We start from the raw sequence: 13486 nt of genomic DNA on the forward strand, positions 1-13486 counted from the left end.
TAATCCGGTAGAAATCGATGTAATTCGCCCAAACGAGGCGGGTCGAGAACTGTATACAAAGGGAGAGCGATGATGATCAAACAGGGGCCATCGAAATCTAAGTACCTTTATTCTGCGTTCGGACTCGCAAGCGCGCTCGGCGCGATGGTCGCCGCCGTTCCGGCGATGGCGCAAGCGGTTCCCACGACCAGCAGGCAGGCAAGCGACAGCCAGCCTGCAGCAGATTTTCCGCCACCCAATCAGGCCGCTGTACTGCCGAGTCAGAGCGACGCCGACGCGACGGTCAACGACATCGTGGTGACCGGGATCCGCCGCAGCATCGAGTCGTCCGCTGCGCAAAAGCGTGATGCAGCCGGCATCCTCGACGCGATCTCGTCGGAGGATCTGGGTAAGTTCCCCGACGCCAACGTTGCCGAGTCGCTCCAGCGTATTCCTGGCGTCGCGATCGACCGCAGCAATGGCGAAGGCCAGTCGGTCACGGTCCGCGGCCTCGGCCCCAACTTCAACACCGTCCTGTTCAACGGCCGCAGCTTCGCGTCCGACAATTACAACCGGTCATTCTCGTTCGATCTTCTTCCCGCCGAATTGATCAGCGGCGCGCAGGTCTACAAGAGCTCGCAGGCACCGCTCCAGAGCGGCGGCATCGGCGCGACGATCAACCTCCAGACCCCCAAGCCACTCGCGCTAAAGGGCTTCAAGGGGGTGTTCACGGGGAAGGCGAATTACGAGAAGAATAGTGAAGTTTACGCCGCAGCTGTTCGGCCTGCTGAGCGACACATTCGCCGACGGGAAGCTCGGCCTGCTCGGCTCGGTCTCGTACCAGCGCCGCAAGGCCGCGGTGACGTCGATCACCACCGACGGTTACATTCCGAACACGACGGTCGGACCGACCGCCACGCCGCTGTTCACCAACGTCTACGCGCCGCGCAACCAGAATGTCGGCACCACGACCGACGACCGCACCCGTCTTGGCGCGACGCTGGTGGCGCAATACGCCCCCACTGACGAGCTGACCTTCACGGTCGACGGCCTGTTCAATCGCTTCAAGAGCGATAGCAGGACCAACGCGCTCGGCAGCTGGTTCGAACCGTCAAGCTACACCGCCGCGACGATCGACGGCAATCGCTCGATCACGTCGCTGACGACCAACGGCAACGCCGATTTCATCGCGTCCGGCGCGGTCCGCGAAACCAAGACCTACAAAGGCGGCTTCAACGCCGAATGGCGCCCCAACGACCAGGTCCATATGGTGTTCGACGCCACATGGTCGCGTGCGAAGAACGCAGGCGGCGGCAAGACCTATTTCGCGGTGATCGGCACGCCCACCAGCTATTCGTTCACCGCCGCGGGCGACGACGATATTCCTTCGACCTTCGGCTATGACGCCGGCGCACTGACCGACCCGTCGCGCGGCAAGACGCACATCGCCGGGATCAGCGGCAACGACGTCACCGAGAAGGTGACCGAATATCGCTGGAATACCGACTGGAAGCCCGGTTGGGGGATCATCGACACCATCCGCTTCGGCCTGAACCGCACGTCGCGCGACAAGAGCAACGTGCCAATCACCTCCGATCCGAACGTCGGTTGCGTCTATTGCGGCTATGCCACCTCTGCCGACCCCGCGTTGCTGAGCCCCTATTCGCCAAATTCGCTCGGTGCCAGCAGTGGCTCCGCGCCTACGCAGTTCCTGAAGTTCGATGCCAATCGCTACTTTGCGTTCCTGACCAGCGCATCGGCCGCAGCGGCGCTCGATCGTGCGCGCAACCAGCCGGTGGGCACGACTGCCGCGCTGTACGCCGCCAGCAATGGCTATGCGGCAACTCGCCAGCCGTCCAACCGAGTCAGGGAAATCGTGTATGCGAGCTACGCCGACATGGACCTCGACGGCGACGTTGCGGGCATGCCGTGGTTCGTGAATGTCGGTGCACGCTATGAATATACCGAACTGGTATCGGGCGGCCAGCAACTCCTGCTGACCGATCTCCTCCCGGTGCCGGGCGATCCGACGATCTATAACGGCGTATATGCGAACAACCGCGTCGGCGTGTCCGTCAATAGCCGGTCAACCTACAATAACTTCCTGCCCAATCTGAACGCGAAGCTGAGCTTCACGCCGAAGTTCCAGCTGCGTCTGGCGGCGTACAAGACGCTGACTCGCCCGGCTATCGGCGATCTGGCGCCGAGCCTCAGCTACGACACGCTGCGTCCCGCCACGTTGACCGCGAGCGGCGGCAATCCGAACCTGAAACCCTATCGCGCGACAAACTATGACGCATCGCTCGAATGGTATCCGACCAGCACGACGACGCTGTCGGCGGCGGTCTTCCACAAGACGATCGACGACTTCATCGTCCAGAGCTTCGGCGAGGAACTGTTCCCGATCGCCAATGCTGGCAACATTCCGGTCGGCGGGCTGATCGTCGGTCAGAACACGGCGAAATTCAGCGTCCGCCGGCCACGCAACGCGCAGTCGCTCAAGGTCAAGGGACTGGAACTTAACCTGGTGCACACGTTCGACTGGCTGCCTGGCGTGCTGAGCGGCTTCGGTGTGCAGGCCAACGCGACCTTCGTGAAGACCAACCGCGAGTTCGACGTCACACAGGTTGGTACGTCCTTCGCCGCGGAAGGGATCGGCAACTCGCAGAACGCGACCGTGTTCTACGAGAAATACGGCATCTCGGCGCGGATGGCTTATAACCGCCGCGAACGCTTCCTGCAGACCTTGGCGGGCGGTCCCGGCAACGAGCCCGTCTTCGTGCGCGACTATGGCCAGTTCGACGGCAGCGCCGCCGTCAACGTGACCCCGTTCGCGCAGGTCTTCCTGGAGGGCACGAACCTGTTCAACGCCAAGTACATCACCACCGGACGGTTCAATAACCAGGTGCTGACGTACCAGAATTTCGGACCGCGCTACGACGCAGGCGTACGCTTCTCGTTCTGATACCAGCGGGCGGGCGGGATCCGGTGACGATCCCGCCCGCGCCGTATGAACCCGGCATCGAAAGCGGCTGACAAGGACCAGGTCTCGGCATGAAAAAATTCGGTTTCTTATGTGGCGTCGCGATCGCCACGCTCGGTACCCTCGCCTCGGTCGGCGGCGCCTGCGCGCAGACCCCCGCCCCGATGCCTGCGGAGATACCCGGGGCACAGCCGCCAAGGGTTCAACCCGTCCAGATCGATCCGACACGGCCCGACTGGGAGAACCCGGCCGTGTTCGCCCGCGGCAAGATGCCGGCCCGCGCGACGGGTTTCCCGTTCGAGACGCGCACGGCAGCGATCGCCGGAGACCGTGCGAAGTCGGCGCGGTTCCAGTCGCTCAACGGTGCCTGGCAGTTCCAATTCTCGCCGAGTTCGGACGCAGTCCCGACCGGCTTCGAGCGGCCAGACTATGACGTGTCGGCGTGGAAGACGATCAAGGTCCCCGCCGACTGGCAAACCGAAGGCTATGACCAGGCGCGCTACAACAACATCGTCTATCCCTTCCCCGCCAATCGCCCGCTGATCCCGCACGCGACCAACCCGGTCGGATCGTACCGCCGCGACGTCGTGATCGCGCCGGGCTGGCAAGGCCAAGACGTCATTCTCCACATCGGCGCGGCGGGCTCCGCGTATCAGGTGTGGGTCAACGGCCAGAATGTCGGCTATTCCGAGGATTCGAAGCTCCCGAGCGAATTCGACGTCACGCGGTACGTAAAGCCGGGCCACAACACGATCGCGATCCAGATCCACCGCTGGTCCGACGGCAGCTATCTCGAGGATCAGGATGTCTGGCGCGTGTCGGGGATCGAGCGCGAGGTCTTCCTGATGGCCGCGCCGCCGACGCGGGTGCGCGACACGTTCGTGCACGCGGGGCTGTCCGACGATTATCGCGACGGGGTGCTCGGCCTCGATCTCGCGGTGACGCCGGGTCTGGCGAGCACCGCGCGCTACGTGCTGATGGACGGTGACCGCCAGGTGCTGGAGGGCCGCGTCGCCGTCCCCGCGGGCAAGGACGAGCGTATGGTGACGCTTGCCGGTCGGGTATCCGGCGTGAAGCCGTGGACCGCGGAAACGCCCAATCTCTACAAATTGGTCGTTGAACTGACCGACGCCAAGGGCCGGCTGGTCCAGTCGACCGCGCAGGCGATCGGCTTTCGCACCGTTGCGATCAAGAACGGGCTGGTCAGCGTCAACGGCAAGCCGATCACGATCCGCGGCGTCAACCGCCACGAGCATGATCCTGAGACCTTCCACGTCGTCAGCCACGAGTCGATGGAGCGCGACGTCCAGCTGATGAAAGGCGCCAACATCAACGCGCTCCGCACGTCGCACTATCCGAACGATCCCTATATCTATGAGCTTGCGGATCGGTACGGGCTCTACGTGATGGACGAGGCGGATATCGAGAGCCACGCCTATATGGAGCAGGGCAACCGGCACCCCGAATCCCGCGCCAAGTTCCAGGTCGGGTTCGATCCGGCATGGAAGGACGCGCATGTCAGCCGCGTCGTCAACATGGTCGAGCGCGACAAGAATCACCCTTCGATCATCTTCTGGTCGCTCGGCAACGAGGCGGGCATCGGCCCCAATTTCGAGGCCGCCGCCGCCGCGGCAAAAGCGCGCGATCCCAACCGGCTGATCAGCTATCTCGGCTGGGGCACCTATGAAGGCGTCGGCGATCATCGCCCCAATTACTACGCCGATATCTATGCGCCGATGTACGACCCGATCGTCAAGCTCGAGGACTATGCGACCAACTGGAACTTCAAGCAGCCGATGATCCAGTGCGAATATGGGCACATGATGGGCAATTCGGGCGGCGACCTGAAGGAATATTGGGACACGATCTACGCGCATCCGAACAAGCTGCAGGGCGGGTTCGTCTGGGACTGGGTCGACCAGTCGATGTATCGCTACACCAAGGACGGCCGCCGCTATTGGGGGGATGGCGGCGAATACGGCCCCAATCCGGGCGGCGACATCGAATTCGGCGACGGCCTGCTCCAGTCGGATCGCACGCCGAACCCCGCCTTCTACGAACTGCGCAAGGTATATTCGCCGGTACAGTTCGACGGTTTCGACGCCGCGACCGGCAAGGTCACGGTGCGCAACCGGCATGATTTCCGTGACCTGTCAGGCTTTGATCTTGATTGGACGGTTCAGGAGAACGGCATCACGGTCGGATCCGGCAAATTGCCGGGCCTGACCACGGCAGCGCGTACCGCGGAGACGATCACGCTGCCGCTAACGTCGGTACAGCGGCGACCCGATGCCGAATATTTCGTCACCGTCTCCGTCCGCGCCAAGGACGCTGCCGTGCCCTTGGTACCGGGTGGTACCGTCATCGGGTTCGAGCAGTTTGCGCTGTCGCCTGCGTCGTCCTCGGTGGCGGCCGTCGAGGCGAACGGGGTCGCGGTGCGCCAGGAAGGTGGTGGGCTGACGCTGGCCGCGAGCGGCGCGGCGCTACATATCGATCGCAAGACCGGCTTGATCACCGACTATCGCAAGGACGGTCGCGTTCTGGCGACCGGTGGCCAGCCGCATTTCTGGCGCGCGGTGACTGACAACGATCTTGGTATCGGCACCGACAAGCAGTTGGCGATGTGGAAGACGATGAGCGACGCCCGCAAGGTCCGCTCGGTGGCTGCGGACCGCGGCGCGATTGTCGTCACCTACGATCTCGGCGATGGTACCGCGTCGTTCGAGACGCGCTACACGATGGCCGCGGACGGATCCGTCGGCATCGCGGGGCGCTTTACGCCGATCAAGCAGGACCTGCCCGGTCCCTTCCGCGTCGGCTTGGCGTTCGCGATGCCAACCGAGATGAAGACGGTCGAATGGTATGGCCGCGGGCCGCATGAAAGCTATGTCGATCGCAAGACTTCGGCGCCGATTGGCCTGTGGCGGGGCGCGATTGCCGAGCAGAACCATGATTACATCCGCCCGCAGGAGACCGGTAACAAGGTCGACGTTCGCTGGATGGAACTGTCGGGTGCAGCCGGCGGCGTCCGCATCCAGGGCGAACGGCCGCTGATGATGAATGCGCTGGCTTTCCCTTATGCCGATCTCGATCGCAAGACGCCCGGCAGCTGGAAGTCGAGCGACGTGGTGCCGCATGGCCAGGTCACCCTGTTGGTCGACGCGGCGCAGTGGGGCGTCGGCGGGGATACGCAGTGGAGCGAGGTGGGCAAACCCCTGCCCGGCTACCGTATCCCGCTCGCGCCGATCGCGGTGACGTTCCGTTTGACGCCGTTCGCGGGCGAGGGAACGGATTCCAAATCGGCGCGGCCAGCGACTGCAACGACCGGCGAATGATAGTGTAGAGTGGAGTCCTGGCTGCCGTGCGGCGCAGGACTCCACTCGACTTGCGCTGATCGCTGGAGCGTTTGCGCGGACGAGGCGCCGTTGACCAATGATCTCGAGATGAATTATCTTACATATAATTTGCGATGCTGGATTGGACCACTATTACCGAGCACTGTGGTTTACCGGAGAGAATGTCGTGACGGAGACGATCGGCAACCGTTCGGCCGGCAACGATGGCAGCGGCCAGGCCCGTGGCGGATTGCGGTCACGTGCATGGTTCGACGATCCGACCAACCCCGGAATGACCGCGCTCTTCGGGACGCCGGCGGCATTCCGATCGATTTCCCGATCCATCCGATCCAAGTAACTGGCAAGCGTCCGACCGCCGGGCTCGACCGCCTGGCATATCGGAGTTTGGTCAAGGTGCTTCGCGGTTGCCCGATCGACGGCGTCGCGTTGACGATTGGCTGCGACAAGACGTTGCCGGCGTGCCTGATGGCTGCGGCAACGGTCAACATTCCGGTGATCGCGCTGTCCGTGAGCCCCATGCTCGACGGCAACTATAACGGCCGGCGGACCGGATCGGGCACGATCGTATGGAAGGTGGCGCTGATCCGCGCCGGCATCCATTCGCTCCCGTGCGGCGGCGACGGGCGCCAGTCCGTCTATCCTCAACGCCTCGCCCAAGGCCTGCCACGGGACAGCCACTAGCGTTTAGCGACGGCCGGGCGCGCCCTACTCGTCGCCGATCAACGTCAATACGTCGCCGATGATCCGCGTCATCGCGACCTTGGCCGCCACCGGGTCTCGCGCAAGGATCGCGTCCGCCACAGCAGCGTGATCCGGAATGTTCGCGGACCGCCCCTTGATCTTGTTGGTGAAGCGGATCGAGGTCCGCAAGGCGGTCGACACCACCGTCTGGAGCTGCGCGTAGAACGGGTTCTTCGATGCGCGCAGGATGGCGACATGGAAGGCGATGTCCGCCTCGAGTGGATCGGTCAGCCCCGCCTCTCCCGCCTCCATCTGTTCCAGTCCTGCGCGGATCGCCAGGAAGTCGGCTTCATCGCCGAACCGTGCCGCCAGTGCCGCCGCCTCGGGTTCGATTGCTACGCGTAGCTGATTGAAATGCCGCAACAGTTCGACCGAGAATTTCCGCTCCAGCGTCCAGCGCAGGACATCGGTGTCAAACAGGTTCCAGGCGCTTGCGGGCTGCACCACCGTCCCCTGCCGCGGCCGTGCACTGACCAGCCCCTTGGCGGTCAGCATCTTGACCGCCTCGCGCGTGACCGACCGGCTGACGCCGTGCGTCTTGGCGATCTCCGCTTCGGTGGGAAATGGGCGACTTTCATAGCGGCCCGTCACGATCGCGCGCCCGAGCGTATCGAGCATGCCATGAGTCAGGTTGCGCCTAAGCAAGGCTGAAACGGGGGAATTTTCGCTGTCTGTCATATCGATTTCCGAAGGTTTTGGCGCAACGCCGTCACCGAGTCACGCGCCGAAGCGTACGCTAGACTTTCCAGATTTGTCGTATAAATTTTGAGCCTCTGGCCTGTAAATGACGGGAACCGGATGGAAGGGGAATGTGGATGAGCCTGTCCGGTATCGATCTGATCGTCGTCATCGTGTATGCGATCGGCATATTCGGCCTCGCGCAGTGGGTGTCGCGCGACAAGGGCGGCAAGGCGAAGGACAGTTCCGAATATTTCCTCGCGTCGAAATCGCTGCCATGGTGGGCGATCGGCGCGTCGCTCATCGCTGCGAACATCTCTGCCGAACAGATCGTCGGCATGGCCGGCTCGGGCTATGCGATCGGCTTGGCCATCGCCTCGTACGAATGGATGGCGGCGCTCACGCTGCTGATCGTCGGCAAATTCTTCCTGCCAATCTTCCTTCGCAACCAGATCTACACGATGCCGCAGTTCCTCGAACAGCGCTACGGCCCGTCGATCCGCACGCTGATGGCGATATTCTGGCTCGGCCTGTACGTGTTCGTGAACCTCACCTCGATCATCTGGCTCGGCTCGATTGCGGTCAACCAGGTCGCCGGGATCAACCAGGATGCCGCGCTCGTCGGCCTCGGCCTGTTCGCGTTGCTGTACCAGTTGAAAGGCGGTCTCAAGGCGGTTGCGCTGACCGACATCGTCCAGGTGACGCTGCTGGTCGTAGGCGGGCTGATCGTCTCCGCGTTGGCGCTCCGCGAACTCGGCGGCGATACCGGGATGATGGGTGGCTTCTACCGGTTGACGCGGCAGGCGCCCGACCATTTTCACATGATCCTGTCGAAGGACAATGCATTCTACAAGGATCTGCCGGGCATCTCGGTGCTGGTCGGCGGCATGTGGATCGCGAACCTGAGCTACTGGGGATTTAACCAGTATATCATTCAACGCGCGCTCGCCGCCAAGTCGCTCGGCGAAGCGCAAAAGGGCATCGTGTTCGCCGCTTTCCTCAAGCTGCTCATGCCGCTGGTCATCGTCCTGCCCGGCATTGCTGCGGTGATCCTCGCCCCTGCGCTTGCCAAGCCGGACCAGGCGTATCCGACGATGATGCGGCTGCTTCCGCCCGGCCTGCTCGGACTCGTCTTCGCAGCGCTGATCGCGGCGATCGTCGCCTCGACGGCATCCAAAATCAATTCGATTGCCACGATCTTCACGCTCGATCTCTACGCCAAGCGCCGTGGCACGACGTCGTTCGCGGAGGACGGTTCGACACAGGCGGCGGATCCTGCCGTGGAGCGCAATCTCGTCAAGGTCGGGCGGATCGCCGCCGCCGTCGCGATCGTGCTGGCGATGATCACTGCCCGGCCGTTGCTCGGCAAGTCGGATCAGGCGTTCCAGTATATCCAGGAATATACGGGGTTCTTCACGCCTGGCATCGTCGTGATCTTCATGCTCGGGCTCTTCTGGCGGCGCGCGACCGAGGCGGGTGCGCTGATCGGCGCGGTCGCATCGTTCGTAATCTCGCTCCTGCTGAAATACGCAGCACCCCAAATTCCGTTCATGGACCGGATGCTGATCGTGTTTGTCATCGCGCTCGTACTGGCGGTGATCGTTTCGCTGATCCGCCCGCAATCGAGCGCCGCAAACCGGATCGTTACGCGCGACTTCGACTATAGGACGACGCGCGGATTTAACGTCGCGGCGATCGGCGTGGTGATGATCCTCGCCGCCCTCTACGCAACGTGGTGGTGAGGATGAGGGCGTTCGTCGGGCGTGACGATCGGCGCTGCCGAGCGGCGCATAGGCCCGCCCGACCAGCTGTAGCAGTCTTGTAAAACACCGTGTTGACGTTTGCCGAAACGCGCGCGATGATCCGGCTATCGGACTGGGTATGATCGAACCTCGGTCATAGTCTCCGGGATCAGGGACCGTGCCACGCAGAGGATACTCGCGGGCGATATTGGGGGAACGGCGTTGCACAGACGGGACTTCCTGGCCGCAAGCGGCCTGGCATTGGGCAGCGGCGTTTTGCCGACCTTTCTCGGGCGCGCGATCGCCGCCGAGGAGCTTGTTTCCACCATCGACGTCGCCGTGAAGAAGCGCCTCGCCGACGCCGCGCTGAACGCCGCCAAGAGTGCCGGCGCCAGCTATTGCGACGTCCGTGTCGGCCGGTACCTTCGCCAGTTCGTGATCACGCGCGAGAAGAATGTCGAGAACGTCGTCAGCACGGAATCGACCGGTGTCGGCGTCCGCGTCATCGCCGATGGCGCCTGGGGCTTCTCCGCCTCGAACGAGATGACCGTCGACGCGGTCGCCAACGCCGCCAAGCTCGCCACCGCGATCGCCAAGGCCAACGCCAAGTCGCAGACGGCGCCGGTCCAGCTCGCGCCGACGCCCGGCGTGGGCGAGGTGTCGTGGCGCACCCCCGTCAAGAAGAACGCGATGGCGGTCCCGCTCAAGGAAAAGGTCGACCTGCTGCTCGGCGTCAATGCCGCCGCCACCGATGCCGGCGCGAGCTTCGTCAACTCGATCCTGTTCCTGGTCAACGAGCAGAAATACTTCGCCTCGAGCGACGGATCGTACATCGACCAGGACGTGCATCGCATCTGGGCGCCGCTGACGGTCACCGCGATCGACAAGGCGACGGGCAAGTTCCGCACCCGCGAAGGCCTCTCCGCCCCGATGGGGATGGGGTTCGAATATCTCGACGGCGCCGCCTCGGGCAAGTTCGTCTCGCCCAACGGCGTCGTGAACTACGGCCTGTCCTACGACATGAAGGAGGACGCGATCGCTGCCGCCAAACAGGCGCAGGCGAAGCTCAAGGCGCCGAGCGTCAAGCCCGGCAAATATGATCTGGTCCTCGATCCGTCGCACACCTGGCTGACGATCCATGAATCGGTCGGCCATCCGCTCGAGCTCGACCGCGTGCTCGGCTATGAAGCTAACTATGCCGGCACGTCGTTCGTGACGCTCGACAAGGTCAAGCAGCGGTTCCAGTATGGCAGCGCCGAGGTTTCGATTGTTGCCGACAAGACGCAATATGGCAGTCTCGGCGCGGTCGGGTATGACGACGAGGGCGTCAAGACCAAGAAGTGGGACCTGATCCGCGACGGCAAGCTGGTCGATCTCGAGGCGATCCGCGACCAGGCGCACATCATCGGCAAGTCCGCATCGGACGGGTGCTGCTATGCCGACAACTGGGCCAATGTGCAGTTCCAGCGCATGCCCAATGTCAGCCTCGAGGCGGGCAAGAAGAAGCAGAGCGTCGCCGACATGATCGCAGGCGTCGAAAACGGCATCTACATCATCGGCGACGGCAGCTTCTCGATCGACCAGCAGCGCTACAACGCGCAGTTCGGCGGGCAGCTGTTCTACGAGATCAAGAACGGCAAGATCACCCAGCAGATTGAGGACGTCGCCTACCAGATCCGCACCCCCGAATTCTGGAACGCATGCGTCGGCGTATGCGACGCCAGCGACTACCGGATGGGAGGCTCGTTCTTCGACGGCAAGGGCCAGCCGAGCCAGGTGTCGACGGTGAGCCACGGCTCCTCGACCGCGCGCTTCAACGGCATCAACGTCATCAACACCGCCCGCTCGCTCGGCTGATAGGGAGACACAAGTCATGAGCATCCTCACCGAAGAGCAGGCGCGCGCCATCCTCGCCAAGGTCGTCGCACTGTCGAAGGCCGACGAATGCACCGCGCAGCTGACGGGCTCGATCGACGGCAACATCCGGTTCGCGCTGAACAACATCTCGACCAGCGGCGTGATCACCAATTCGGATCTCGCCGTGCAGGTTGCGTTCGGCAAGCGGGTCGGCACCGCAACGATCAACCAGTTCGACGACGCCTCGCTCGAACGCGCCGTGCGCCGCGCCGAAGACCTTGCTCGGCTGGCACCCGAGAACCCAGAGTTCGTGCCCGCGGTCGCCAAGCAGGTCTACAAGCCTTCGCCGACGTTCAGCGCCGCGACCGCCGCGATCGATCCGAAATATCGCGCCAAGGTCGCCGGGGATTCGATCACCGCGTGCAAGGCGGAGAAGCTGATCGCCGCGGGCTTCCTGCAGGACGGCCAGAGTTACGTCGCCTTCGCCAACTCCAAGGGCAATTTCGGGTATCAGCGCGCGTCGTCGATGGATTACACCTGCACGGTCCGGTCCGAAGACGGTCGCGGGTCCGGCTGGGTCGGCCGCAGCCTGCAGGATTCGTCCGCGTTCAGCCCCTCGACCGACATCCGCACCGGCATCCGCAAGGCGTCCGCCTCGGTCGACGCGCGCGCGCTGGAGCCCGGCAAATACACCGTCATCCTCGAACCCGCCGCGGCGGCGGGGCTCATCAGCTTCATGATGAACTTCTTCGATGCGCGTCAGGCGGACGAAGGGCGCAGCTTCCTGTCGAAGAAGGGCGGCGGCAACAAGGTCGGCGAACAGGTCTATGATCCGCGCGTCAACTTCACGGCCGACCCCTGGGCGCCCGGCGCCGCAGTGATGCCGTGGGACGAAGAGGGCCTGCCGCGCGAGGCGATGCCGATCATCAAGGACGGCAAGATCGTGAACCTCAACTACTCGCGCTACTGGGCGCAGAAGCAGGGCAAGCGCGCGGTCGGATCGCCGGGCAACCTGCTGATGGCGGGCGGCACCAAGTCGACCGCCGACCTGATCCGCGGCACCGAGCGCGGGATCCTGGTCTCGCGCACCTGGTACATCCGGATGGTCGATCCGCAGACCGTGCTGCTGACCGGCCTCACGCGCGACGGGACCTTCTACATCGAGAATGGCGAGATCAAATATCCGGTGAAGAATTTCCGCTTCAACGAGAGCCCGGTCATCATGCTCAACAACATCGACGAACTGGGCAAGCCGGTGCGCGTGGCGGGCGACGAGAGTTCGCTGGTGATGATGATCCCGCCGATGAAACTGCGCGACTTCACCTTTACCTCGCTGTCGGACGCGGTCTGATCTTGCCCGCCTCTCAACGACACCACCCCGGCGTGGCCGGGGTGGTGGTACGAGACGGCCACGACACGCCATGACGCGCCACGACTTCCTCAAACTGATGGGCGTAGGTCTCGCCGCTGCGGTACTCCCGCGTGCGGCGGCCGCGGCCGGCGCATATGACTTCTGGTTCACGCGGCTGCGCTATCAATCCGGCGACTGGGACGTCGACCAGCGGATGCCGTCGAATATCATTACCGCGCTGATCGATTATACCAATTTGCGCGTCGACCCGAAGGAGCGCGTCGTCGCGCTAGCCGATCCGAAGATGCTGACCGCGCCATTCTGCTACATGGCCGGGCACAAGCTGGTCGAGTTTTCAGCCGACGAACGGCGTAACTTCGAACGCTATGTGCGAAGCGGCGGGTTCGTCCTGGTCGACGATTGCAACCACGACATTGACGGCCTGTTCGCGCAGTCCTTCGAACGTCAGATGACCAAGATCTTCGGTCCCCGCGCACTCCAGAAGCTGCCGCCCAGGCATCCGATCTATACGAGCTTCTTCAAGTTCACGGGGCCCCCTGCGACGACGTTCGAGCTGAACGGCTGGGGCGATGACCTCGTCCATGACTATCTCAAGGGCATCACGATCGATGGTCGGCTGGGGCTGTTGTACAGCAACAAGGATTACGGGTGCGAGTGGGACTATGACTGGCGCAACAAGCGCTTTCTCGCGCAGGACAATACCAAGTTCGGCGTCAACATCGTCATGTACGCGCTGACCGTCTGACCAGGCCCTCCCGAGTATGCTTTTAGGACCGAC

General features: G+C 63.5%; 7 protein-coding genes and 2 pseudogenes. 8 read left to right on the forward strand and 1 reads right to left on the reverse strand.

Annotated elements, in window-relative coordinates; all coding sequences use genetic code 11:
• Positions 1-165: 165 nt before the first annotated feature.
• The 4 genes and pseudogenes from EV283_RS19505 to EV283_RS17140 form a co-directional block, all read left to right on the forward strand.
• Positions 166-636 (forward strand): annotated as a pseudogene (locus EV283_RS19505) (TonB-dependent receptor plug domain-containing protein); the annotation flags it as partial.
• 100 nt (positions 637-736) lie between these two features.
• Positions 737-2944: a TonB-dependent receptor gene (locus tag EV283_RS17130; protein WP_165391828.1), complete on the forward strand. Its 2208-nt coding sequence runs from the start codon at positions 737-739 to the stop codon at positions 2942-2944.
• 182 nt (positions 2945-3126) lie between these two features.
• Positions 3127-6297 (forward strand): glycoside hydrolase family 2 TIM barrel-domain containing protein, encoded by a 3171-nt coding sequence (locus EV283_RS17135; RefSeq protein WP_130327709.1) that lies wholly within the window; start codon positions 3127-3129, stop codon positions 6295-6297.
• Between the two features lie 292 nt (positions 6298-6589).
• Positions 6590-6912: pseudogene (locus tag EV283_RS17140) on the forward strand (dihydroxy-acid dehydratase); the annotation flags it as partial.
• A gap of 111 nt (positions 6913-7023) precedes the next feature.
• On the opposite strand, the gene EV283_RS17145 reads toward EV283_RS17140, so the two are convergent.
• On the reverse strand, positions 7024-7737 hold the full coding sequence (locus tag EV283_RS17145; protein WP_130327481.1) for a FadR/GntR family transcriptional regulator: 714 nt from the start codon (positions 7735-7737) through the stop codon (positions 7024-7026).
• A gap of 137 nt (positions 7738-7874) precedes the next feature.
• Between EV283_RS17145 and EV283_RS17150 the strand changes: the two genes are divergently transcribed.
• The 4 genes from EV283_RS17150 (at position 7875) to EV283_RS17165 (ending at position 13453) form a co-directional block, all read left to right on the forward strand.
• Positions 7875-9479 (forward strand): sodium/sugar symporter, encoded by a 1605-nt coding sequence (locus EV283_RS17150; protein ID WP_130327483.1) that lies wholly within the window; start codon positions 7875-7877, stop codon positions 9477-9479.
• Between the two features lie 222 nt (positions 9480-9701).
• The gene (locus EV283_RS17155) at positions 9702-11336 is read left to right on the forward strand and encodes a TldD/PmbA family protein (protein ID WP_165391829.1); all 1635 of its coding nucleotides are present in this window, start codon (positions 9702-9704) and stop codon (positions 11334-11336) included.
• 16 nt (positions 11337-11352) lie between these two features.
• Positions 11353-12687: a TldD/PmbA family protein gene (locus tag EV283_RS17160; protein WP_130327485.1), complete on the forward strand. Its 1335-nt coding sequence runs from the start codon at positions 11353-11355 to the stop codon at positions 12685-12687.
• A 70-nt stretch (positions 12688-12757) separates the two neighbouring features.
• Positions 12758-13453: a DUF4159 domain-containing protein gene (locus EV283_RS17165; RefSeq protein ID WP_130327487.1), complete on the forward strand. Its 696-nt coding sequence runs from the start codon at positions 12758-12760 to the stop codon at positions 13451-13453.
• Positions 13454-13486 lie beyond the last annotated feature (33 nt).

The sequence above is a fragment of the Sphingomonas sp. BK036 genome, assembly GCF_004216825.1.
Classification (GTDB): domain Bacteria; phylum Pseudomonadota; class Alphaproteobacteria; order Sphingomonadales; family Sphingomonadaceae; genus Sphingomonas.

What these genes read in the sequence shown, in the direction of transcription:
- EV283_RS17135 (WP_130327709.1), top strand. Translation starts at nt 3,127, where the DNA reads ATGCCTGCGGAGATACCCGGGGCACAGCCGCCAAGGGTTCAACCCGTC.
- EV283_RS17145 (WP_130327481.1), bottom strand. Translation starts at nt 7,737, where the DNA reads ATGACAGACAGCGAAAATTCCCCCGTTTCAGCCTTGCTTAGGCGCAAC.
- EV283_RS17150 (WP_130327483.1), top strand. Translation starts at nt 7,875, where the DNA reads ATGAGCCTGTCCGGTATCGATCTGATCGTCGTCATCGTGTATGCGATC.
- EV283_RS17160 (WP_130327485.1), top strand. Translation starts at nt 11,353, where the DNA reads ATGAGCATCCTCACCGAAGAGCAGGCGCGCGCCATCCTCGCCAAGGTC.
- EV283_RS17165 (WP_130327487.1), top strand. Translation starts at nt 12,758, where the DNA reads ATGACGCGCCACGACTTCCTCAAACTGATGGGCGTAGGTCTCGCCGCT.